General features: G+C 68.6%; 26 protein-coding genes and 1 pseudogene. 6 read left to right on the top strand and 21 right to left on the bottom strand.

Annotated elements, in window-relative coordinates; translation table 11 throughout:
* Window positions 1-88 precede the first annotated feature (88 nt).
* The 6 genes from CGZ91_RS12890 to CGZ91_RS12865 all read right to left on the bottom strand — a co-directional run bounded on the left by CGZ91_RS12890 (window position 89) and on the right by CGZ91_RS12865 (window position 7350).
* Window positions 89-850 carry an SDR family NAD(P)-dependent oxidoreductase gene (locus tag CGZ91_RS12890; protein WP_094455736.1) on the bottom strand — a complete coding sequence of 254 codons (762 nt, stop codon included), beginning with the start codon at window positions 848-850 and terminating at the stop codon, window positions 89-91.
* Window positions 847-2997: a S9 family peptidase gene (locus CGZ91_RS12885; protein WP_094455734.1), complete on the bottom strand. Its 2151-nt coding sequence runs from the start codon at window positions 2995-2997 to the stop codon at window positions 847-849. Before CGZ91_RS12885 ends, CGZ91_RS12890 begins: the two co-directional genes overlap by 4 nt.
* A 34-nt stretch (window positions 2998-3031) precedes the next feature.
* Window positions 3032-4303: a hypothetical protein gene (locus CGZ91_RS12880; RefSeq protein WP_144276907.1), complete on the bottom strand. Its 1272-nt coding sequence runs from the start codon at window positions 4301-4303 to the stop codon at window positions 3032-3034.
* Between the two features lie 112 nt (window positions 4304-4415).
* Window positions 4416-5225 carry an SDR family oxidoreductase gene (locus CGZ91_RS12875; RefSeq protein ID WP_094455730.1) on the bottom strand — a complete coding sequence of 270 codons (810 nt, stop codon included), beginning with the start codon at window positions 5223-5225 and terminating at the stop codon, window positions 4416-4418.
* Between the two features lie 46 nt (window positions 5226-5271).
* A complete protein-coding gene (locus CGZ91_RS12870) occupies window positions 5272-6480 on the bottom strand; it encodes a glycosyltransferase (RefSeq protein ID WP_094455728.1) in 1209 nt (402 codons plus the stop codon).
* 48 nt (window positions 6481-6528) lie between these two features.
* Window positions 6529-7350, bottom strand: coding sequence for a type II CAAX endopeptidase family protein (locus CGZ91_RS12865; protein ID WP_179229363.1), 822 nt, complete (start codon window positions 7348-7350; stop codon window positions 6529-6531).
* 97 nt (window positions 7351-7447) lie between these two features.
* Between CGZ91_RS12865 and CGZ91_RS12860 the strand changes: the two genes are divergently transcribed.
* Entirely contained in the window at window positions 7448-8059 is a 612-nt protein-coding gene (locus CGZ91_RS12860) for a TetR/AcrR family transcriptional regulator (RefSeq protein ID WP_179229362.1), read from the top strand.
* Between the two features lie 5 nt (window positions 8060-8064).
* Here the strand turns inward: CGZ91_RS12860 and CGZ91_RS12855 are convergent, their stop codons facing one another.
* The 8 genes from CGZ91_RS12855 to CGZ91_RS12825 all read right to left on the bottom strand — a co-directional run bounded on the left by CGZ91_RS12855 (window position 8065) and on the right by CGZ91_RS12825 (window position 14376).
* Window positions 8065-8253: a hypothetical protein gene (locus CGZ91_RS12855; RefSeq protein WP_094450869.1), complete on the bottom strand. Its 189-nt coding sequence runs from the start codon at window positions 8251-8253 to the stop codon at window positions 8065-8067.
* Window positions 8250-8456, bottom strand: a complete 207-nt coding sequence (locus CGZ91_RS14115; protein ID WP_144276906.1) for a hypothetical protein — start codon at window positions 8454-8456, stop codon at window positions 8250-8252. Before CGZ91_RS14115 ends, CGZ91_RS12855 begins: the two co-directional genes overlap by 4 nt.
* A gap of 70 nt (window positions 8457-8526) precedes the next feature.
* Entirely contained in the window at window positions 8527-9105 is a 579-nt protein-coding gene (locus CGZ91_RS12850) for a GNAT family N-acetyltransferase (protein ID WP_094455724.1), read from the bottom strand.
* 87 nt (window positions 9106-9192) lie between these two features.
* Complete coding sequence (locus CGZ91_RS12845; RefSeq protein WP_094455722.1) at window positions 9193-9666, bottom strand: TetR/AcrR family transcriptional regulator; 474 nt, start codon at window positions 9664-9666, stop codon at window positions 9193-9195.
* 10 nt (window positions 9667-9676) lie between these two features.
* Entirely contained in the window at window positions 9677-11167 is a 1491-nt protein-coding gene (locus CGZ91_RS12840; RefSeq protein WP_229116619.1) for an MFS transporter, read from the bottom strand.
* Window positions 11168-11226: 59 nt separating this feature from the next.
* Window positions 11227-12213, bottom strand: coding sequence for an arsenic resistance protein (locus CGZ91_RS12835; RefSeq protein ID WP_229116618.1), 987 nt, complete (start codon window positions 12211-12213; stop codon window positions 11227-11229).
* Window positions 12214-12340: 127 nt separating this feature from the next.
* Complete coding sequence (locus CGZ91_RS14390) at window positions 12341-13852, bottom strand: hypothetical protein (RefSeq protein WP_094455718.1); 1512 nt, start codon at window positions 13850-13852, stop codon at window positions 12341-12343.
* A complete protein-coding gene (locus tag CGZ91_RS12825; protein WP_094455716.1) occupies window positions 13852-14376 on the bottom strand; it encodes a DinB family protein in 525 nt (174 codons plus the stop codon). The genes CGZ91_RS14390 and CGZ91_RS12825 overlap by 1 nt, the downstream gene beginning before the upstream one ends.
* Window positions 14377-15211: 835 nt before the next feature.
* Between CGZ91_RS12825 and CGZ91_RS14105 the strand changes: the two genes are divergently transcribed.
* A complete protein-coding gene (locus tag CGZ91_RS14105; protein WP_144276905.1) occupies window positions 15212-15397 on the top strand; it encodes a hypothetical protein in 186 nt (61 codons plus the stop codon).
* Between the two features lie 31 nt (window positions 15398-15428).
* Window positions 15429-15641 carry a hypothetical protein gene (locus tag CGZ91_RS14100; RefSeq protein WP_144276904.1) on the top strand — a complete coding sequence of 71 codons (213 nt, stop codon included), beginning with the start codon at window positions 15429-15431 and terminating at the stop codon, window positions 15639-15641.
* A gap of 12 nt (window positions 15642-15653) precedes the next feature.
* On the opposite strand, the gene CGZ91_RS12815 is transcribed toward CGZ91_RS14100, so the two are convergent.
* Complete coding sequence (locus tag CGZ91_RS12815) at window positions 15654-16505, bottom strand: GNAT family N-acetyltransferase (protein WP_094455712.1); 852 nt, start codon at window positions 16503-16505, stop codon at window positions 15654-15656.
* 171 nt (window positions 16506-16676) lie between these two features.
* A complete protein-coding gene (locus CGZ91_RS12810) occupies window positions 16677-17081 on the bottom strand; it encodes a VOC family protein (protein WP_094455710.1) in 405 nt (134 codons plus the stop codon).
* Between the two features lie 65 nt (window positions 17082-17146).
* Between CGZ91_RS12810 and CGZ91_RS12805 the strand changes: the two genes are divergently transcribed.
* Window positions 17147-17728, top strand: a complete 582-nt coding sequence (locus CGZ91_RS12805; protein WP_094455708.1) for a TetR/AcrR family transcriptional regulator — start codon at window positions 17147-17149, stop codon at window positions 17726-17728.
* A 19-nt stretch (window positions 17729-17747) separates the two neighbouring features.
* Here CGZ91_RS12805 and CGZ91_RS12800 read toward each other — a convergent pair whose 3' ends face one another.
* The 3 genes from CGZ91_RS12800 to CGZ91_RS12785 form a co-directional block, all read right to left on the bottom strand.
* Window positions 17748-18545 (bottom strand): class I SAM-dependent methyltransferase, encoded by a 798-nt coding sequence (locus CGZ91_RS12800; protein ID WP_094455706.1) that lies wholly within the window; start codon window positions 18543-18545, stop codon window positions 17748-17750.
* A 633-nt stretch (window positions 18546-19178) separates the two neighbouring features.
* Entirely contained in the window at window positions 19179-19604 is a 426-nt protein-coding gene (locus tag CGZ91_RS12790) for a type II toxin-antitoxin system VapC family toxin (protein ID WP_094455702.1), read from the bottom strand.
* Window positions 19601-19834 carry a FitA-like ribbon-helix-helix domain-containing protein gene (locus CGZ91_RS12785; protein ID WP_094455700.1) on the bottom strand — a complete coding sequence of 78 codons (234 nt, stop codon included), beginning with the start codon at window positions 19832-19834 and terminating at the stop codon, window positions 19601-19603. Before CGZ91_RS12785 ends, CGZ91_RS12790 begins: the two co-directional genes overlap by 4 nt.
* 229 nt (window positions 19835-20063) lie before the next feature.
* Here CGZ91_RS12785 and CGZ91_RS12780 point away from each other — a divergent pair, with 229 nt between their 5' ends.
* Complete coding sequence (locus CGZ91_RS12780; protein ID WP_094455796.1) at window positions 20064-20498, top strand: hypothetical protein; 435 nt, start codon at window positions 20064-20066, stop codon at window positions 20496-20498.
* Between the two features lie 23 nt (window positions 20499-20521).
* Here CGZ91_RS12780 and CGZ91_RS12775 read toward each other — a convergent pair.
* Both CGZ91_RS12775 and CGZ91_RS12770 read right to left on the bottom strand, forming a co-directional pair.
* A pseudogene (locus CGZ91_RS12775) lies at window positions 20522-20716 on the bottom strand (DUF933 domain-containing protein); the annotation flags it as partial.
* A gap of 116 nt (window positions 20717-20832) precedes the next feature.
* Window positions 20833-21462, bottom strand: coding sequence for a TetR/AcrR family transcriptional regulator (locus tag CGZ91_RS12770; protein WP_094455698.1), 630 nt, complete (start codon window positions 21460-21462; stop codon window positions 20833-20835).
* Between the two features lie 26 nt (window positions 21463-21488).
* Between CGZ91_RS12770 and CGZ91_RS12765 the strand changes: the two genes are divergently transcribed.
* Complete coding sequence (locus CGZ91_RS12765) at window positions 21489-22166, top strand: DUF998 domain-containing protein (RefSeq protein WP_094455696.1); 678 nt, start codon at window positions 21489-21491, stop codon at window positions 22164-22166.
* Window positions 22167-22473 lie beyond the last annotated feature (307 nt).

Here is a 22473-nt window from a genome sequence, read left to right as displayed (position 1 = left end):
CTGCGTCGACTACCGCGACTACGTGTGGTCCCGCGCCACAGTGATTGCGGTCTGCGACCCGGCACGGGTCATCCGCCAGCTCTGAACCTCAGCGGGGCATCCGCCGCCAGACGGGGCGTGGCACCAGCTTCGCGACCGCGAACATCACCCGCAGCTGCCACGGCACCCAGACATCAGCCTTGTCGGCTGCCAATGCCGCGACCGTGGCGTCGGCGACCTGGTCGGGAGTGCTCGAGAAGGGTGCGGGTTTCATGCCCGCCGACATCCGGCCGATGACGAAGCCGGGCCGCACCACCAGCAGGCTGACGCCGGTGCCGTGCAACGCATCGGCCATCCCGGTCGCGAACCCGTCCAGGCCGGCCTTGCCGGAGCCATAGACATAGTTGGCGCGCCGCACGCGTACGCCCGCCACCGAGGAGTACGCCACCAGCTTGCCGTGGCCGCGGTCCCGCATCCGGGTGCCGACCACGGTCAACAGGCTGGCTTGGGCAACAAAGTCGGTGTGCAGGACACGCACGACTTCGCGGTGGTCGTTCTCGGCCCTGTCCTGGTCGCCCAGCACCCCGAACGCCATCACGGCAATGTCGATCGGTCCGTGCTCGGCCTCGATGGCGTCCACCACCGCAGGGTGTCGGACGGTGTCGTCGGCGTCGAAGGCCACGGTCGCGACCCGATTGGCACCCGCGGCTTCGCAGCGGGCCACCTCCTGCGCCAGGAAGGGTTCGTCATCCCGTTCCCGGGCGGCGAGCACGACCGTACGCCCGGGTGCCAGCCGCACGGCCACCTCCAGACCGATCTCGCTGCGGCCACCGAAGATGACGACCACGCCACCGGTGGGCAGCCCGCTCATCGCTGCCCCGCGGCGCCCAGCACATCGCTGCTGGGAAGGTCGACCGCACCGATCTGGTCCAGGACGAAGGCGAGTTCGTCGGCCCGCTGCCGCCACCGGTCGTAACGGCCGGACCGGCCGCCGTGGCCGGCCACCATCTCGCAGCGATAAATGATCGGCCGCTCGGTCTGGTCCGAGGTGACGGTGTCGCGCAGCCGCGCCACCCACTTGGTCGGCTCGACGAACTCGACCCGGGTGTCGTTGAGACTGGTGGTCGCCATGATCGCCGGATAGTGCGTGGCGGCGATGTTCTCGTACGGGCTGTAGCTCTTCATGTACGCATACACCTCGGCATCGTGCAGCGGGTCGCCCCATTCCTCCCATTCGCCCACCGTCAGCGGCAGGCTCGGGTCCAGGATCGTCGTGAGCGCGTCCACGAAGGGCACCCCGGCCAACACCACCCGGAATCGCTCCGGCGCGAGGTTGGTGATCGCCCCCATCAGCAGACCACCGGCGCTGCGGCCCTCGGCGGCCAACCGGTCCGCCGCCACCCAGCCGGACTCGACGAGGGCGTTGGCGCAGGCGACGAAGTCGCTGAAGCTGTTCTTCTTACGGTCCAACTTGCCGCCCTCATACCAAGCCCGGCCCAGCTCGCCGCCGCCGCGGACGTGGGCGATGGCGTAGACGACACCGCGGTCCAGCAGCGAGAGCCGACTGGCGGAGAAGTCCGGATCCACCGACACCTCATAGGCGCCGTAGCCGTAGAGGAAGCCCGGGTTGCGGCCGTCCGGGGTCAGATCGGCGCGGGCGACCAGCGAGATCGGGATCTGCGTGCCGTCCTCGGCGGTGGCCCAGAGGCGACGTTCGACGTAGTGGCCGGGGTCGTAGCCGGGCACGGGGGTCTGTCGCAGCACGGTTGACTCGCCGGTGGCCAGGTCGACCTCGCACACGGTCGGCGGCACCACCAGGCTGGTGAGCTCATACCGGATCCGGGTCGCGGCCGGCTCCCGGTTTTCGTCGAGCTCGATGGTGTTGAGTTCGCCGTCGGCGCCGATGTCCCAGGTCGCGTCAGTCCGCCATCCTTCCTCCCCCGCGGGGATGATGCGTACGCCAGCCAGGCCACCGGACCGCAACGTCAGCGCAAGGGCGGAGTCGAAGTGGTCGACGGTGTCGAAACGTTCGCCCGGTTCGGGGACCAGCAGTGTCTCCCAATGCTCCGGGGTGGAGGTGCCCCACGGAGCCCGGGCCAGTTCGAAGCCTTCGTGGCGCAGGTTGTGGACGACCAGTAGCTCGTCGCCGGCGACCTCGAGGCGATACTCGAGGCCGTCGCGGCGTTCGGCCACCATGACCGGCTCGGCGTGCGGGGTGGCCAAGTCGAGCACCCACCACTGCGCGGTGGTGGTGGAACCGGACATCACCGTCAGCCAGCGGCCGTCACGGGAGGTCTGGAAGCCGAGCGAGAAGCGTTCGTCGTCCTCGCGCAGCACCAGCGTGTCGGTGTCGGCGGGCTGTCCGATCGTGTGGCGCCAGATCTGGTTGTGTCGCCAGGCATCGTCGACGCGGGTGTAGAACACCACCGAGGCGTCCTGGCTGAAGGCCAGCCCGTAGCCGACGTTGGTGACGACGTCATCGACGGTCTCACCGGTGGCCGGGTCGGTGACGACGACGTCGAAACGTTCGTCGCCGGCGACGTCAAGGGCGTACGCCAGCCGGCTGTGGTCGACCGAGGTGGCGATGCCGCCGAGGCTGAAGAACGCCTGCCCCTCGGCGAGCGCCGGGCAGTCGAGGATGACCTGTTCGCCGGGCAGCAGTTCGCCGGGCACCAGCTGCGGCAGCTGGTCGGGATCGGTGACCGGCAGCCGGGACATGGTCGGATATTGCTGCCCCTCGGCGGTGCGCGTCAGATACCAGTAGTCGCCGTCCTTGACCGGCACCGACAGGTCGGTCTCCTGGGTGTGCCGCTTGATCTCGGTGAAGATCGCCTCGCGGACCGGCTCCAGATGGGCAGTGACCGCATCGGCGTACGCATTCTCGGCCTCGAGGTGGGCGATCACAACCGGATTGTCCTTGTCGCGCAGCCATTCGTATGGGTCGATGACGGTGTCGCCGTGGTGGCTGCGGGTGGTCTCGCGGCGCTCCGGCCGGGGCGGCTGTACAGGCTGAGGCATGGTGCTCAGGCTAGCCGCCCGACCCTGCGGCGGCTCAGGCCGTGGCGTCCCAAGCCGCCAGCAACTCTGCCTCCACCGAGCCCGGCTCCGGCGGTTGGTTGGTGCGGTTGGCGGTGGGGTTCTGGCCGGTGCCGTCGGGAGTGCTGGTGAAGTGGACCGACTCCTTGTCCCGGATCAGGTGGACCGTCCGGGTGCCGCTGGACCAGGTCCCCCGCATCGCGGTGAACGCGGCGGTGAGGTCAGTCCCGCGATCGACGGTGAGCTGGATCGACTCTGGGCCCAGCTGGATCATCCGGGTGCGGGCCTTGATCGCCTGTTCGATCCCGGGCCCGACCTCGGCCAGCTGCTCCGGCGCCATGATCGAGGCCCGAAAGCGGTGGTCATTGGCGGTGCAGTAAACGGTGATGAGGAGGTCAATGTCGGGCGGGTTCAGCCAGCGCCGGCAGGCGTCGAGCTCGTGGGACTCGAAGTTGACCTCTCCGTCGGCAATCCGGGTCCGTCCCTGGTCGGCGTACGGCAGCACGGCGCGGACCGCAGCGGCAATCTCGGGCGAGGGCGTGGTGGTGAAGTGGCCAGTCTCGGCCGACAGCACCAGGCCGATGCTGTTGCGGGCGCCGATGGCTTCGGTGCCCCGGGCCACGGCCTCCGGATCGGGCAGGGTCACGGTCTTTCCGTCGAGAATGCCGCTCAGCCCCGCCTCACGCAGCGTCAGGAAGGTACGCCCGATCTGGCGCAGGTCTTCGGTGCTGTTGGCCAGGGTCTCGTTGCCGGCGCCGTCGCGGACGACGTAGCGGGTCACGCTCTGGCCCGCGATCGCCGCACTCGCCTCGGCCGCGAATTCGCCGACGTCGTCCACCTCATAGACATAGGTGGTCATCGGGTCGGCGCCGGTGCTCAGGTTGTATTCGACCCAGCGGCCGGTCACGCCGAGCGGCAGCGGCGCGGCGGCCAGCTGCCAATGCAGCTCATCGTTGTCCGGTGCGGTCCCGGTCGCGAGTCCGGCGCGGCCGCCGTCGACCGGCCACGTCATCCGGACCCGCCAGATCTTGAAGCCGTCGGCCTGATCGGCGTACGCCCGATAGTCACCGAGGAAGCGCTTCGCCGTGTCGATCGAGTCGACAGAGACGATCAGCAGGATGCCGTTCTGGGTCCCGAACAGCGTCTCCTTGATCGGTTCGTGGGTCACCTCGGTGACGCCGGGCTGCTCCTGCGCCCACGCGACCACCTCGTTGGACCGATCGAAGATCGAGCACCCTGACGTGAGCAGCGTGACGAGACCAACGACTGCAGCCAGCACCTTGCGCATGGTGTTCCCTTTCCGAGGCGCGATCCCGTGGATCGCGGGACTTCGTCGCTGCGATGCTCCGGGCAGCCGCACCGGTTCCGGGACAACGTAGTCGGTGCGCCCACCGGCAGCCTCAGCCGCGCCGGAAGCCACCTTCGCTGTTGATCACCTCGCCGACGATCCACCGCGCATCATCGGTGGCCAGCCAGGCGATCAGGCGGGCGGGATCATCGGGCTTCCCGACCCGGCCCTGCGGGAACTGAGACCGCACCCAATCCAGGGCCTCCTGCGGTCGGTCACGGGTGTCGTCATCGAGATAACCAGTGTTGACGGGGCCAGGGTTGACCGTGTTGAGGCCGATACCGCGCTCGATCAGCCACGCCGCCACGGACGCTGTCATCCCGGCCAGGGCGGCCTTGGAGGTGGCGTACGCGATCTCGTCGGGCATCGGACCGAGGCCCTGCCCCGAGGTGAACCAGACCGCCCGACCCCCGGGGCGGCCGTCGTGCTGGGCGGCGAAGGCCTGAGTCAGCAGCAGTGTGGACCGCGCGTTGACCTGCCAGTGCCCGTCGAGCATCGCCGGCGTCATCACCGCCAGGTGGCCGTCGCCGCCGCTGCGGGCGTGGTTGCAGACAAGGATGTCGACGTGGCCGACGGCCTCGGTCGCGGCGGCCATCAGGCGGGCCGGCTCGTCGGCGTCGGCCAGGTCACCGGACTCGACGACCACCCGTGCGTCCGAGTGGAGGCGGTCGCGGAGCTCGGCGGTGACCGCGTCCGCATCGTCGGCGCCCCACGGCTGGTCGGCGTCGTGGGCGGGGTAGCCATGGACCACCAGGGATGCGCCGAGGTCGGCCAGCCGCCGTGAGATGGCATGGCCGATGCCACGCCGGCGGCTGACGCCGGTCACCAGGGCGACTCGTCCGGTCAGGGGCAGTTCAGGCATGGGGCCAGTGAAGCACCAGGGTCTGACTCGTGGCCCAAGAGGCAGGTCACAGCAGCTCGGCGTAGACCTCGAGCAGGTCCTCGGCGACCCGCCGCCAAGTGTGGTGTTCGGCCCAGGCCCGGGCCCGCTGTCCCAACCCGCGGCGCCGGGTCTCGTCAGCGAGCAGCGCCGCCACGGTGCCGGCCCACGCCGCCGGGTCGCGGTCGGCGAGCACGATTCCCGCGTCGCCGATTGCTTCGGCCACCCCGCCTGCTCCCTGCCACGCGATCGCAGGAACGCCGCTGGCGGCTGATTCGAGCGCCACCAGCCCGAAGGTCTCCGACCACGACGGCAGCAGGAAGACCGCGGCGCCGCGCATCAGGATGGCGAGTTCTGCTCGGGACTGGGAGCCGGCGAAGGTGACCTGCTGGCGTACGCCCAACGTCTCGGCCAAGGCAGTCAGCTCGGCGGTGTACGCGGCGAAGTCCGCAGAAGCGGCGCCAGCCAACACCAAGTCGGGCCGGGGCTGCGGCAGCAACGCCAATGTCTGCAGAGCCAGATCCGGCGCCTTCAACGGCTGCAGCCTCGCGGCGAACAACAGGTAGGGCGGTCGGTCGGGGCGCTCGCCCGGAGCCAACGGCCGGAAGGCATCGGTGTCGACACCAGGCCGCACCACCCGGAGTCGGTCGGCGGCGACGTCATACCGCGCCCGCACAGTGCTCGCCTCCGCCTCGGAGACGGTGACGACCAGGTCAGACCCGTCGGCCACGGTCCGCTCCCCCACGATCCGGCGTGGTGACTCGGCGGGTTCGCCGGCGGCCAAGCTGCCCGAGCCGGCGGGCGCGGCGACCGAATGGAAGGACTGGACGTGCGGCACCCCCGCGCCCCGCCCCACCGGCAACGCCGCCACCCCGGAGAACCAGTGGTGGGAATGCAGCACATCGGGCCGTTGCCGGTCCACGAAGGCGGCCAGCTGCTCCCGGAACGGCTCGATGGTGTCATCGGTCTCCGCCTTCGTCAGCGGGGTCGGCGGCCCGGCCGGCAGCCGGTGCAGGCGTACGCCCGGTGCCACATCCTCAACGTCCGGCGGGTCGGGCTCAGAGCGGCGCGTCAGCAGATCGACCTCGACGCCGCGCTCGGCCAGGGCGAGAGCCTGATGCACCTCGACCACGTTCATCCCGCCCGCGTCGGCTTGCCCCGGCGAGGCCAGCGGTGAGGTGTGCAAGGAGACGTAGGCAATGCGCAGCCCCGTCGACGGCAAATGGGGGCGCGGCATGCCGCCATGGTAGGGCCTGCACGCCGTCGGTTGGTGCGGTCCCGCGGGTCAGTGCGCGTCGCGTGACGCAGTGTCCGAGGTCCGGCGCATCAGCAGCCAGGCCGCCCCCAGCCACAGCAACCAACCGATGGCCTCGACAGCCCAATCGACGCCGCCGGCATCGGCGATCGACTGCAGGAAGAAGACCCGCAGGCTGTTGAGCGCACCGTGCGTGATGACAGCCGCCCAGACCGACCCGGTACGCCTTCGCAGCGCCAGCAGGAACGGCGCCCAGGAGGCGATCGAGGCCAGATAGGCGAGGCCGGCCTGCCAACCACCACCGGCAGTGACGATCGGCAACGCCGGCAGGTGCCACATCACCCAGGCGAGCGACCCGGCCAGCGCCGCCGTCCAGAACGGCCATGATGCGGTCCGACTGGCCAACCAACCGCGCCACCCGAATTCCTCACCGATCGCGAAGACCGACTGGAGCAGGAGCAGGGGTAGCACGGCGATGGCGGCCGTCAGGATCGGGTCGCTGCCGCGGATCTGCCAGCCGAGCGTCAGCCCGAGCAGGAACTGCAGGGCGGACACCACCGCGACAGCGGCCAGACCCCAGCCCACGCCACGCCAGGACCATCTCAGCGCCAGGGCCGCGGACAGGCGTCCCGGCCGCAGCACGGCCCAGAAGATCAGCGCGATCAGCGTCGGCGTCAGCTGCGCCAGCGGGACGATCACGCCGGCGTACTCGATCGACAGCACGCCCAGCAGCACCGGGCTGGCGACCACGGCGCACAGGGCGGTGGCAGCGAGGACGTAACCGATGACCTCAGGTGGCCGCGCGGATCCGGCGTGGAGATCGACTCGGATGGGTGTGGTGGGATCGGACACGATCGGGCCCCTCTGCTGCGCCTCTACACTGTACAAATTATCTGTACGGTGTACATACTATGCTGGGTGGCGACCGGGGTCAAGAGAGGAGTCAGGCATGAAGCGGGGCCCACGAGGCAATCTTGACGCCGAGCGAATCAAGGCGGCCACCCACCGGCTCCTCACCGACCGCGGCACCCCGGCGGCCGTGTCACTGCGGATGATCGCCGCCGACCTGGGGGTCGCACCGAACGCGCTCTACACCTACTTCCGCGACCTCGGGGAGCTGTGGCACACCCTTGCCGACGAGGCGCTCGGACGCCTGTCGCCACTCGACCTGTTGCCCGCGGACTGCCCCCGCTGCGCCATCCGTACGCTGGCCGACCGCGCCCGCGAGCTGTTCGCCGAGCCCGGCATCATCGCGCTGCTGCACCACCAGCCGGTGCTGGGTCACCACTCCTTCGAGCTGAGCGAGACCCTCATGACCCTGTGCCGGGGCGGTCGGATCGACCCACGCGACGGACACGACCTGATCATGGGCTGGTTCTACGGCAGCGCGGCGCTGGTGGCCGAGGGCTGGGAGGCGGGCACGGACCAGCTCCGTGCACAGTCCGTCGACGCCGACCGGTTTCCCCTCATCCATGGGCGTTCGGACGCCAACATCGGCGCCCAGATCGGCGCCATCCTCGACGGCATCGGCCTCACCTGCCGCTGCCGTGCGCAGGACTGAAGGACTCAGCCGCCGGTGAAGCTGAGCACCATCCCCAAGACGGCGCACACAATGCCGAGGCTCGCAGCGGTGGTCAGCAGTCGGCGGGCCAGCGGTTCCCGGAACCCCTTGGTGAGGCCGACGATCAGCGAGCCGACGAAGGTGATGACAGCCAGCGCGCCGGCGATGACAATGCCCCACAGCAGCGGCGTCATCGCAGGCCTCCCGTCATGGCAAAGGAGACGCCGATGACCGCGCACACGCCGGCCGCCACCGCGGCGACCGTGCCCAAGGTTGCCGACAGGTCGCCGCTGGTGACCAGCGAGACCAAGAAACAGAGGACGGCGACCGCGCCGACCACGGAGATACTGATGGTTTGAATTCGAAGAATCGGTGATGCAGCAGAACCGTTGCTCATGGCTGCAGTCTGGCGGGTCAGGGGCTCAGGCACCACCTTGCGTGCAAAGAGCCCGCTGCCGCTCCCGCGGTCAGCGCATCACCGACTGCGGCTGGTGCCGCATCTCGAAGGGCTGGTACGCCGGTCCGGGGTCGGTGTCGAGTCGGCCGTAGGCATCGACATCCACCCGCTCGCCGTCCATGACGAGCTTGCTGCGCAACGTGCCTTCCTTGACGAAGCCGGCCGCGCGCGCCACGGCACCGGAAGCGGCGTTGTTGACCCGGTGCTCCAGTTCGAGCCGCTCCAGCCCGCCCTCGGTCAGCGCCCACTCCGCGACCGTTGCGGCGGCCCGCCCCATCCAGCCGCGGCCGCGGCAGTAGGCGTGCATCCAGTACCAGAACCAGCCACTGCGGTTGACCGCGTCGACGTCGACGCACACCAGTCCGATGATCCGATTCTCCTCGACCACCGCCCACGGCCACCTGGCCGCGTCGTCCAGCAGCGCACTGACATAGAGCTCGGCATCGTGGAGGCTCCGCACGTCACCCTGCCTGGCCATGTCCCGATCAGATCCGAATGCGGCCAGGACGCCCGGCGCGTCACCCAGCCGCAACGGCCGCAGGTGGACCTCGCCGACGTTGTCCCCCGTCACAGTGGTCTCACTCGTCATTGCGCCCCATGCCCTCCCCTTCGACAGCATCTGAGGTGGACTATAGCCAGCCGATCGCCTCGCTCGGCCTCGCCCCAGCGAGCCCGCTCACGTCGAGTCGCGCACCAAGGCCTCGATCGCCTGCACCGCTTCCTCACGTTGGGCCTGGCTCATCGGGTCCGCCGCCAGCGCCTCGTGCAGCCACAGGCCATCGGCCGCCAGCCGCGCCAAGGTCAGCGCCCTAGTGCGCTCGCCGCCAGCCTGGTCGCCGTCGGGCAACCAGGCCTGATAGATCGGCCGCCACACCGCCTGCGACTCCGGCGTCGGCTCGAGCGCCAGGCGTACGTGGGCACGCTGCGGCGGCTGGGCGCAGGCCCGGACGTACGCCAGCAGCCGCTGCTCGGCGACGTGCTGGTGGATGGCCAGCACCAGGGCTTCACGGGACTCGAAGTGATAGATCACCCCACCCCGGGTGAGGTCGGATTCAGCTGCCACCGCATCGAAGGTGAGCGCGGTCATGCCATCGCGGTCGATGATCCGGATGGCCGCCTCGAGGATCCGGGACCGGTTGCTGGGACGCATGCTGCTCCTGTCAGTGGGCCACTTCGGCGAGGGTGGATTCCGTCCGGGGACCGTGGGCGCGCAGCATCCAGCCCGTGATCGCCGATCCCGCCACCAGCAGCGCGGCGATGCCGAGAGCGATGACGCGATAGCTGAGATCGAAGGCGGCGCCGGCGGCGCGCAACAGGACCGGGTCGCCGGCAGCGACGTGGGCCGCGGCCGCCATGGATTCGGCCGCCTCGGCAGGTGACCCGGCCGGCACAATCACGGTAGCGCTGTAGATCGTGGTCATCAGCGTTCCCACCAGCGCGATCGCGACCAGGCTCCCGAACTCGTAGGACACCTCCTCCAGCGACGAGGCCATGCCGGCGCGCTGGCGCACGACGTTGCCCACGATGGCCGTGGAGGCCACGGCGAAGACCAGACCAACGCCCGCGCCGAGGATCACCAACCCGACCACGAAGGGCCCGATCGAACCGCTGACCGACAGCCCGGCGACCAGCGCGCCCACCGCAGCCAGTGCCATCCCGCCCGAGACCGGGATCCGCAGCCCGGTGACGTGCAGCGCCGCACCGCCGAGCAGAGCGGTGGGCAGTGAACCGATGGCGACCGCCGCCATCAACAACCCCGATTCCAGCGGGGTGAAGCCGGCGACCAGCTGGAACCGCTGGGTGGTGATCAGCTGTACGCCAGCGACGGCAAACATCACCAGCGCGGCGGCCGTGATCCCGGAACTGAACGCCGCGTTGCCGAAGACCGAGAAGTCCAGCAGCGGGTCGTCCAACCGACGCTGCCGGCGTACGAACAACACCGCCCCCGCCACGCACAGCAGCAGTGCCACCGCAACGAGCCACCACGCCGGTTGGGGCTTGGCGATCTCCTTGATCACCAACACCAACCCCACCAGCGCAGCCATCGCCAACACCGAGGAGGACAGGTCCCAGCGGCGGCTCGAGTCCGCGTCGTTCGGCGGCAACACGAAGGGAACGGCGGCCAGCGACAGCAGCACCACCGGCACGTTGACCAAGAAAACCGAACCCCACCAGAAGGCCGACAGCAGCACACCACTGAGCACCGGCCCCAGGGCCATGCCCAGCACCGAGATCGACCCCCACACCGCGATCGCCAGGTTGCGTTCTCGGGCATCAGGGAAGCCGATCCGAATCAGCGCCAACGTGGCCGGCATCATCGCGGCGGCTCCCACGGCCAGCATGGCGCGGGCCGCGATCAACACCGCCGGCGTGGGTGCGAAGGCAGCGACGATCGAGGCGACGCCGAACGTCACCAGACCGATGACGAACATCCGCCGGTGCCCGGCCCGGTCCCCCAGCGTGCCGGCACCGAGCAGCAGCCCGGCCATCACCAGCGGGTAGGCGTTGATGATCCACAGGCTCTCGGTCGGCGACGCACCCAGCTCCTCGGTGAGGGTGGGCAGCGCGGTGTAGAGGATCGAGTTGTCGAGGGTGATGAGCAGCAGCCCCAGGGACACCGCCCCCAGCAGCAGCCAGCGACGGTCGTGCACCACGGCTCCTTCCGACGGGCAAGGGATGAGGAAACTATACTAACAGGTTTGTATAGTAACTAACCCTCCGCCGACCCCGGGTTCCTGCCGAGGATGCCGACCAGCACGACCATCACGACCAGTTCCACCATGGTCTGGGTGACGACCACCAGCGGCACCGACCCGAGCGCGGGCGGCATTGCCAGGGCCAGCGGCAGGACCACCAGCGAGTTGCGGGTGACACCACTGAACACGGCCGCACGCCGCCCTGGGACGTCCAGCTTCACCAGCCGCCCCGCAGCCAACCCCAGGACCGCCATCACCATCGCGAAGACCACGAAGGCCGGCACCGTCCGCAGCACCTCCAGTCGCGCCCCGACCGCGCCGATCTGGGAGGCCACCACGACGGTCAGGGTGGCCATCATCAACGGCACCATCGACACCTGGAGTGCCGATTCCAGCCGGCCTCCCCAGGTGACCCGGGGGATCACCAGCTGCAGCAGCCCCGCGGCCAGCAACGGGACCAGGATCACCACCACGAAGGCCATCAGGAACGGCCCCCACGCGATCGCATCAGCCGCCGCGCCGCCACCCAACAGCCGCAGTTGGAGTGGCAGCAACACCATCTGGGCCAGCATCAGCAACGGCGTCGCAGCCAACAGCCCTTCCCGGTCCCCACCGGCCAACCCGGTGAAGACGATCACGTAGTCGACGCACGGCGCCAACAACACCAGCAGTACGCCGGTGACCAGAGCGACGTCATCGGCCACCAGCCGCGACACGGCGTACGCCACCAGCGGCGCGACGACAAAGTTGAGACCCAGCAGCACCGCCAGGAAGCGGCCGTTGCGCCAGGCTGTGGCGATCCGTGCGAATGGGATGCCGACGAAGGTGACCAGCAACAGCAACGCCAGGGTCGGCGTGATGACAACGGCGGCCGGGCGGGCGACGCTCGGCAGGCCCAGCCCGAGGCCGGCGCCGAGGGCCAGCGCGGTCAGGCACAGGGCGACCTGGTGTCGCTCCATCCACTCCGCCGCACGTTCCATCCGTTGCGCTGCACCCGCCACGCCTCCCATCGTGGCAGCTACTGCTCCTCAGGGCGGCGCAGTTCGATCAGGTGCCGGCCTCGGCCTCAGCCACCAACTCATCGAAGTCGCGCATCTGCTCACCGTGACATGCCGGGGGGCCGGTCGGTCACGAGGACAGCACTCGCCAGGCGTCCATCGAGTCCCGCCCGAACCGCCACGGACGCACGTGCAGCCTTGACGGCAGTTCGTCGGGTAGGCACACCGTGACGGACTCGATCCGGCCGTGGCGGCCGGATCGAGCATGGATCCAGCCCTGTTCGAAGTCCCACAGGTCGTCGCGGCGGCCGTACTGCCGCGGCGCCCCGAAGCGGATGTCGCTGCGCCGCGGCTCGGCGGGCATGCCGTCCAGCAGGGCCGGCAGCGCGCCGCCGGCGCCGTCCAGGTCCACCGCGACCACGACGCCGCCGCGCTCGCGCACCGTCACCCCGGCGATCCCCCGGACGTGGTCGACGAGGGGGTCGTCGGAGCCTCGGCCCAACACGTCGAGGAAGGCGGTGACCTCACCCGAGCGCCACCGGAAGAATCTGCTGGCGATGCTGGTGCCGCGCCGACGCGCAACGAGGTCGATGCGCGGGCCGGGGAGGTCGTCAGGTGCCGACCGGACCAGTACCTCGCCGCCGGGCAACAGGTGCAGGTCGTCGCCGTCGTAGCTGTCCACAGGATCCCCGAGCAGGGCACGCACCTCGTCATGATTCTGGGACCAACCGGTGACATCGGCGAGGTCAGCCGCCGGCAGTTCCAGCCCGAGGATGCGGCCGTCACCGATGTGCAGGCACGCGCCCCGCTCGTGCACCAGGAGCCGCCGCGACGATGCAGAACTGGACATCCATCGCTCGCGACGACCACCCAGCACCGACTCGGCTGCCCGATGGCGGGGCCCAGCCTCGGGCTCGCCCAGCAGCGCGAGCGTCTCGCCGAGCGGCCCGGTCGGCACCGGCGCGGCCGGGGCCGAGGTGAGGTGGAGACCGGCCAGGCCAGCCGGGCCGAACTCGAGCCGAACCCGTGCCGAGCCTGCGGCGTACAGATCCGGCCCGACGGGCTCACCGAGGATGCGTCGAGCCTCGGACCGGTCGCTGCCAAGCCCGAGCCCGCCGATGAGGGCCTCGGGTCGGGGGTGGGCACCCGCCCCCGTCAGGGCGACTGTGGCCGAGACCATGCGCCCATCGGCCATGGTCACCCGGACGGCGTCGGTGAGGGAACGGGCGACCGCGACAGCGGCCGCAGACTCGGGCAGCCCGAGGGCGGCGACGTACCACCACAGCTCCCCTTCCCAGCGACGACCGAGCAAGTGAAACGGCAGCGGATGCCAGCGCCGAGGTCGGAATGACCCTCCCGCAGGCGCGTGGAGCAGCAGGTCCTCGTGATCGCCCCGCCAACACTCCTGCATGAATGGCCACAGCGCTTCGGGATCGGCCATCGCCTGGGCGTACTGGTGAGGCATCAGCGCGAAGAGCGCGTCGGCCGACCCGTGTCCGACCTGGCGATCCACGCCGACCCAGGCAGTGCCGGTGGTGACCTCCACCCCGATGCTGGGACGGGCCACCACCTGGACGAAGACCGGCTCGGCACGCCGACCATCCCTGGGCTGATCGCTGGTGGGGTTCTCGTGTTCGGCCATCACGCCTCGGTGGTACGCGCGGCCAGAATCTGCTCCCGCAGGATGTCGGCGTGGCCGCTGTGCTGGGCAAGTTCCCGCAGGACGTGGAGGTACATCCAGCGCAGCGGCAGTGGGCCGCGGCGATTGCCCGGCATGGTGGCGTCCAGGTCGAGGCCGCGGGCCGCCTCCCTGGACTGGTCGACGGCGTGGGACAGGGCTGCCGTCACCGAGGCGATGGTGTCGTCCGGGGTGAGGTCGAACGACTCCGACGCGTCCTCCGGCAGACCGAGCTCGACCCGATTCGCGCCCGTCAGCGCCTCTTCGAACCACACCCGTTCCACGAAGGCAGCGTGCTTCACCAGCCCCAGCAGCGTCGTCTTCGATGGCACCAGAGATCGCCTGGCCTCGTCCTCGGTGAGACCGTCGAGCACCGACAGCAACATCGTGCGGTGCACCTCGACGAAGGCCGGCAACTGGTCCTCGATCGGATCCCAGAAATGTTCTCCGTCGTAGGGGTCGTGGTGGGCACCACTGTCGTTGTGCATGAGATCCTCCCGCTCCACCGGAGCATGGGACACCCCGAGGTGCCCAGCCTACGGCGTACTGGCTGGTGCGATCCTGCCTACGCTGCCACCGCCCCCGGGACCGGCCGATGCCCGCGGCCGCCACGGTCTGGCGCACGAAGCGGATAGGGTGACTGATTGGTCCGGCGAAAGGGGTATGACCCCTGCGTGAGGGAGCACCCGATGTCAGTCGGCTACGAACTCGACCACGTTCGATCCCGCTGCTGGTGCTGGCAGTTTCGGCGGCTCTCACGGTGCCTTCTGCGACGCCAGCGGACTGTTGGTGTACTTCACTGTCGCCATCTCGATCCTGGGCCTGTGACCCAATGCACCCGTGCCGTGAACGTCTGCTGGCGCGTTAGTCTGGCGCGGTGTCCTCACCCATCACTCCTGACCAGGTGCGGTGCAATCGTGGCGTGAGCCGCTGGTACTGGATCTGCATGGGCATCGTCGCCGTCGTCGGGCTGATCGGCATCGTCGGGTCTGGCGAGCCGGTGCTCGGGGTGTTCGTCCTGCCGCTGACCGGTGCCATCTTTGCCGTGATCCCGCTCTGGCTGCCTCGTCTCACCTTCCATCCCCAGCAGCTGGAGCTGCACACCCGACGACGCACCGTCGCGTACGCCTCCGTCGCCGCGGTGAAGTTCGAGGGTCCGAGCAAGGCCGGCATCTGGGCAGCGCTAGTGGGTCGACAGGGGCGGGCCCTCACGCGGATGAGCATCGACGAATCCCTGATCGCGCCCTCCACCGCGGAGCAATGGGAGGCCCTGAGTCATCTCGTGAGCTTGTCCGCGACCAACAGCCCCTACGGGGGGGTTCGGTGCCGCCCGTCGCCGGTGACACGCTCACCGCGCAGCAGGCTCTGCCGGTCCTCAATGCCCAGGTGCAGTGGTGCCGCGCCGGCAACCGCCCCGGCCACCGCGACGCGCCGATGCGTCAGTTGCTGGACAAGACGATCACACTGCGAGTCCCCGGACCGGGACGATATGCCGCTCCGCAGGGCTGACCCTCGACCCCGCCGGTTCGATACTGGAGCCATGGATCAACCGCGCCGCATCATCCATCCCCATGTAGGGCTCGACGATGCCCGTTTCGGCATGACGCCCGAGGGTCGCGGCAACATCAACGTCCTGTTTCCCGAGCAGGGATTTCTCATCACGGGGTTTCGCAAACGAGTGCCCGAGCGCGCCTACGTAGCGGTGTTCCCGCAGGAGAAGCTGGCGGAGTTCGAGACTTGGCTCGAGGTGTGAGTCCGGCGCCGATCAGGGGCGGCGGAAATCGCGTACGTCGGCGCTGCTGTGAAACCCAGCTGCCCGATAGGTCGCCACTGCGGCAGTGTTGAAGGCAGGCGTTGCCACCAGTGCGCTCGAGCAGCCCATCTCCTGCAGCGCTGCAGCAGCGCCGAGCGTGATGGCCGCTCCGTGGCGCTGGCCGCGGTGCTCACGGTGCACTCCCAACGGTTCGATCAACCCGGGACGCCCCTCCCCTGCGGACCATACCGTCGTCGTCGCAACGCCGACGCCGTGGCGGTCATACCCGATCAGGCATCGCGCCTGCCGATAGGCGTGGCCGGCCGCCATCTCGCGCCACCGATCGACGGTGAAGGACGACCCGGGAAAGGCCGCGGCGTGGATCCTCACCCGTTCCTCGGCCTGGTCAGGCCCGACCTGCTCAACCCGCAAGGCTGTTGGCTCCACCGGCTGGCGCAAGTCGCGCACCAGTGGCGTCCACGGATCGACCAGGGCCCAGCCGCGGTCCTTGAGCATGTGGCGCAGCGCGGGTCCGTACCGGGCCTCGACGATGCCGCGCCCAGCCGGGAGCACGTCACCCAGCTCCCCGGTGAAGTCGTCGACGATACGGCTGGCGACCTGGTCATCGTCAGCGGCGCTCGGCGCGATCGCCATCCGGATCAGCTCGGATTCGTCCAGGAACCCCACCGCAACGATCTCGTCGTCTCGGCACCAGATCCGCAGCGCCGCTGCCAGGCCGGTGGCCCCGAAACGTTGATACCAGCCCAGATCGCCCGGATGCACCTGGACCGGGAGGCCATCACGCTGCCACGACTCCACCGCGTCGATGATGCGCGGCAACTCAGCCACGGTCGGAGTGCTCATCGTGATCATTCCCCCGACCCTAGGCAGTGGGAGCTTGGGCCGCACCCGAACTTCGGGCGTCCACAGGACACCCGCCGACGCACGCCGCGCACAACCGGTGCGTTGCCGCGACAGCGCGGGCGCCGTCATCAACGTCAGCACACACTCCTCACCGGAGTGGCGCCCTCGCCTTCACGCCTGAAGGTAGGCGTCGGCGAACTCGGCGGTGGGCTGGGTAGGTTGGATGACGTCGAGCAGGACTGCATCGGGGCCGACGATCATGAAGTGACGCTGGCCGAAGTCCTCGGTGCGAAGCTCGAGGACCGGAGTCAGGCCGGCTGCCATGAATCGCGCGTGGACGGCATCGACATCGTCCACCTCGAGGTTCAGGATCACCCCTCGCGGCGCCGCACGATGGAGCTCCGGGATGGTCTCGTGGTCGCCGGCGACCAGACCCAGTTCGAAGGAACCCAGACGCAGGCTGACATACCAATCGGAGTCATAGGTGGTCTCGAAGCCGATGAAGTCGCGGTAGAAGGCAGCAGCGGCGGCCACGCCCTGACTCATGAGGACGGGATAGAAGCTGGTGGTGGCCATGGCATCTCCTTACATACAATGTGTACGTAACACGATACATACAGTCCGTACGTAAAGGAAGAGGGATGGCTCGAGCCACCGCGGCCGCCGCCGCACGAACCGCCCAGCAGGTCTTGGCCGCCGCCAGCGAACTCTTCGGCGACCACGGTTACGCCGGGGTGTCCTTGGGCGACGTCGCACGACGAGCCCGCGTGACGCGAGGCGCGGTCTATCACCACTTCGGAGACAAGGCAGGCCTGTTCGGCGCTGTCGCTACCGCGCTCCAGACTCAAGTCGCCGCTGCTGTGGTCAGCGCAGCCGAGGGGGCTGGCGCCGATCCCACCCACCAACTCATCGCTGGGTCGCACGCCTTCCTGGACGCCATCACCACTGGTTCGGCGGCGCGGATCCTGCTGGTCGACGGGCCCGCCGTGATCGGATGGGAACAGTGGCGGCGGTTGGACTCGGAGAACTCGGCAGCCCACCTGCGGGAGGCTCTAGCGGCCGTCGGAGTCAATGAGGAACTGCTGGACGCCACCACCGCGCTGTTGTCGGGAGCCATGAACGAAGCGGCGCTTTGGATTGCCCAAAACCCCACCGAACCGGTTCGGAGTCAAGCCCATCGGGTCCTCGATCAGTTGCTGCAGGCGTTTTTGCCCGATGCCTGAGTCGACCGGCCGTCGATGGTCATCCCTTGGCCGGAGGCTCCCCGCCCAGCCCGAGCTGGCTCGCGTACACCCGGAATCGGCGCTGGGTGACTCGGATGGGCGGATTTGCCGCGAGCGACACGAGCCGCTCGGCGTGGGCATCGACCGTGAAGTTCGGCGCATCCCAGGGGACCAGTGCGAGGTAGGTCACCAGCGCCTCCGCATCGGCGAACTCCATCGTCCCCCGCCAGTCATCCGTGACCTCGACGCGCAGGCCCGCTGCCGCCAGGTCCGTGGCGAAGTGCCGCGAGGTCACCTTCGGATACACCACTGGCTCGTCGAACCAGCTGTGGATCTCCTCGGCGTCACGACCGTCGACCTGCTGCGTCAGGAATCGTCCGCCGGGAGCCAGCACCCTGGCGATCTCGCCGGCATCGATCGCCTCATGTCGCGACATCACGAGGTCAAAGTGACCGTCGGGAAAGGGCATCGGCTCCCCTTGCTCGGCGTCGTACCACGCGACCTGCACACCACGTGCGGCCAGCGTGTCCCGTGCCACTCCGAGGTTGGGTTCCCATCCCTCGGTCGCCACGACCTGCCGGTCATCGGCGTCGATCTGGTCGAGGAGCCGCATCAGCCGTTCACCACCGCCGGTCCCCATGTCGAGGATCCGTCGCGCCTGCGCCATCGCCGAGCGACAGTCCGCCTCGAAGTCCCACCACGGGTCATCCGAGGTCAGCCGATCGCCGAGCCTGGCGAAGTCCCAGCCGACCATCGTCGACCGGGCGTACGCCTCGCGCAGGGTTGCCACCAGGGCCTCGTCAGTCCGCCCGCTCATGTCACTCCCGTGTGTCGCGGTGACCCCCACCCCGACTGTCCGATTCCGCCTGGCCACCAGTTCAATGGAGGCATGCCACACTACATCATCTACTTCAACCAGCAGTGGGTCGGCGACCACCCCGAAGAGTGGTTCCGCGAGCGCGGGCCGCTGGCCAACGGCGTGGTGGCGGAGATCGAGGCAGCCATCAGCGTTGGGACACGTCACCGCAAGCCAAGCAGTGTCACGAGGAGATCCGCGACCTCGTCGGCAGTCCGCTCACCTGAGTCGACCTCCACACGGCATCTGACCAAGCGGCAAAGCTGTCACGGCGATGCTGCACGTCCGCCCAGGTCGGTTCGCCGGCATGCGCGAGGCCGCGATCCCGGTGGGCGACCCGCCACTCGTGCTCCGGCGCATCGCTGATCTCCAGGAACACGAGTCGATACGTGACTCATTGCCCGCCGCCGCAGCATGCCAGGTCTGCCGTGCCTGTTCGCTGTCGTTGACCGCATCCACGAAGACAGTTCGTCCCCCGGTCACGCGATCTTCAGCGGGTGATCGATGCGACCTTCTCGCCCGCAGAGTTGTCGACGCTCACGCAGATCGGCCTCAGTGAATTCCGGATGGGTGAGATCTCGATCGAATGATGCTTCACGCATCGACCTTCCACGGGTCCACCAGTTCTACGCCGGTGTGCCGGAAGTCCTTCACATTGCGCGTAGCGCAGGTTGCTCCGTGCGCCAGGCAGATCGCGGCGATCTGCGCGTCGGCGGTACTGATCGGAGTTCCCGCCTTTTCTCGAGCCACGAGCACGTCGGCGTAACGTTCGGCCGCCACGTCGTCGAACGGCAGCACAGCACGGCCGCCCCGGTACGGCGCGAGCGCAGTGTCGATGCGTCTGGTCAGTTCATCTCTGCGCCGACCATCCGGCAGACGTCGCACACCCGCCAACAGTTCCGCGAGCGTCACGGCCGCAATCGCGACGTCACCCTCCAGGGACGCGAGCCAGTCCACCACGTGTGGCTCAGGCAACGGTCGAAAGATCTCCGAAATCACGTTCGTGTCGAGAATGATCACTCGAAGTCCACCGCCCGTGCGACGTCATCGCGCACAGGCATCGACAGCTCTTCGACTCCGCCGACATCCTGCGCGGCCGCCAGCAGAGCGATGCCGATGTGCGGCCTGCGTGCAGCCTTGGTCAGGATGGCACGAACCTCGGCTTCCATGGACCGACCATGCTCTTTCGCCTGCGCGGCGAGCTGCTGTTTCACGGCATCGTCGAGACCGCGAACGATGATGGATGACATCGGCGACCACCTCCTCTGATATCAATCATGCTAGCATCGTGATGCAACGTTGCCAGAGGCGAGGACCGTCCAGTTTCGACCATCGCCCCGCCCCCTCATGACGAGGCGACCGGGGCGATGCTCGGATCAACGATCGAGAGCGTTGATCACACGTTGAACCGAAACTCCACCGGGTTGCGTCACGGATAGGCCTCTCCGTCGCGTATCGAGAGCATGTAAGTTGGTGAGCATGTGCGCCACCAATCTGTGGGCGATCAACGGCGCAGCCTTCACTTCGGAGTTCCAGCGATTCACTGAGGACAGGCTGGGCATGCCGCCCGTGCAGACCACCATGCGCATAGCCTCCGGTCGAGTCCGAGGCTCGTCCGTGGTGTTCACTCTGACCAGCCGGATGTGTGACTGCGAAAGTCTCATCGGGCGTCGCAACGACGCGCCGGTCCACGGTGAGATCGAAGCCGACGCGTGGCTCGGGTGGTTGCGTGACATGCCGGACCACGTCGCGAACGTCTCGTGTGTCGCTGTGCTCCGAGCCTGGAGCCCCGGGGACGACGATGTGGTGCCCTCCCGAGCTCGAGGCATCGGCATCGGAGAACTCAGCGAAGACGTTCTGCGCGATGTCCGCGACGACAACCTGCTGACGATCGACTACCCGCGGGTGGTCTGAACGCAAACTGCCCGGAGCTTCCGCTACACGTTGAAGCGGAACTCCACCACGTCCCCGTCGGCCATGACGTAGTCCTTGCCTTCGAGGCGTACCTTGCCTGCCGCTTTGGCGGCCTGCTCCGCGCCGGCCGCGACCAGGTCGTCGAAGGAGATGACCTCGGCCTTGATGAAGCCCTTCCCGAAATCGGTGTGGATAACACCGGCGTACGCCGACACAGTCCGCGTTACGGCCTTACCGAGACACTGCTGCGCCGCCGCGCGCAGCAGTGCTCGCCATCAGCAACGCTGGACCGAGCACAGAAGCGCTGAGCTGGGCGTGCTGACAACGCCGTACATCATCGCCGCGACAAGCAGTCCAGATGTCGACGCACCAGCATCCGTGCCCGTGCGAGCGGCATCCGCTGAGGTTCCGCGGCTCGTGCGACGGCGATGCCGTCGAGAACAGCGAGGAGATGAGCCGCCTCGTCTACCGGATCGAGCGTGGGGTACAGATCTGCGATGACAGCCGCGAGATGCTCCTCGGTTCGGGACCACGCCACGGCGAAGGCATCGGCCACGGGCCCGGGCCGCGTCGCCTTCGCCGCGTACCAGAGCCACACGGTGGACGCCGTCGTATCGTCCCCGGTCCCCTCCGGTGGCGGTGACGCGTTCGCCAGGAGCTCGCAGACGGCAACGAATGCCGCGAACGTTCCGTCCTCGACGAGAGCTCGGTGGGCGAGGGCATCAGCGCGTGCCGTGAACTGTTCCGTGACGCGCTCAGACGACGCGACGAGCAGTGCATTCTTCGTCGCGTAATGATGCTGAACCGCGCCGATGGAGAGCCCGGCCTCCGACGCCACCTTGCGCACCGACAACCCATCCAAGCCATCCCGCACGAGGACGCGCACCGCCGCATCCACCACGAGCTGGGCGCCGGCTGCCTGCGCACGTCGAACACGTCGACGATCGCCGCTAGCATTTACCATACGACCGTATTCTAGAGGAGGCCCGTATGAAGCGGTACCGCGTCGGCGCGATGGCCTGGGTGCTCAGCGCACTGGTGATCCCGATTCAGTTGTTCGTGGCGCTGGGCTGGCCAAATCGCTACTCGCTCTCGCGCAACACCATCAGCGATCTCGGTGTGACCACCTGCGGGGAGTACTCCGAATTCGGTCAACAGATACGTCAGGTGTGCTCGCCGGAACACGCGGTCTTCAACATCGGCATGGTCGCTTCCGGGGCTCTGGTCCTGCTCGGCGCGGTTATGCTTCATGGATACTGGGCTCGGCTCGCCGGCCGGGCCGGGACCATCCTGATGGCGATCGCCGGAGCCTCGGTCATCGGCGTCGGCCTTCTCCCCTGGGACGTGTCGCCCGCAGCCCACGACGGCTTCGCCCTGCTTCAAGCCGCCGCGCAGTGGATCGCCATGGCGCTCATCGCCGTCGCCGCCGGGCCGGGCAGATTCCGGAAGGTCACGGCCGCGGTCGTGGTCCTCTCCATCGCAAGCTTCATCATGTTCGTCGCAGCACTGGATGGGTACGAGATGCCTTGGATCGGGCTCGGCGGTGCCGAGCGGCTCTCCTTCGACTCGCTGACGCTCTGGACCGCGCTGACCGGCGTTGCGCTAGTGAGGGCTCACAAGCCGTCCGGTCAGTTGCGGGAGCGGGCCTCTCTGCGACCGGCCGATTGACCCCCATCGAGTTCGAGACCATGATGACCACACCAGCCATTCAGGCTGAGTGACCCAACCTGTCACCTATCCGTGCAGCGGTCCCACTGGTCAGCGAACGAAGGAGTGGCCATCGCCGCGAACTCCTACACGTTGGAGCGGATCTCAACCGGATTTCGTTATGGACAGGCATCCGCCTGTCCGGTCGGACGAGGTGAAATGGAAAGCGTGGCATCCGGATTGGCGAACTCAGCGAAGACGTTCTTCGCGATGTCCGCGACGACAACCTGCTGACGATCGACGACCCGCGGTGGTCTGAACGCAAACT

Origin of the sequence: Parenemella sanctibonifatiensis, from assembly GCF_002250565.1 — a bacterium.
GTDB classification, from domain to species: Bacteria; Actinomycetota; Actinomycetes; order Propionibacteriales; family Propionibacteriaceae; genus Parenemella; species Parenemella sanctibonifatiensis.
Note: the sequence above shows the minus strand (reverse complement) of the source record. Positions and strands in the feature narration are given on the sequence as shown.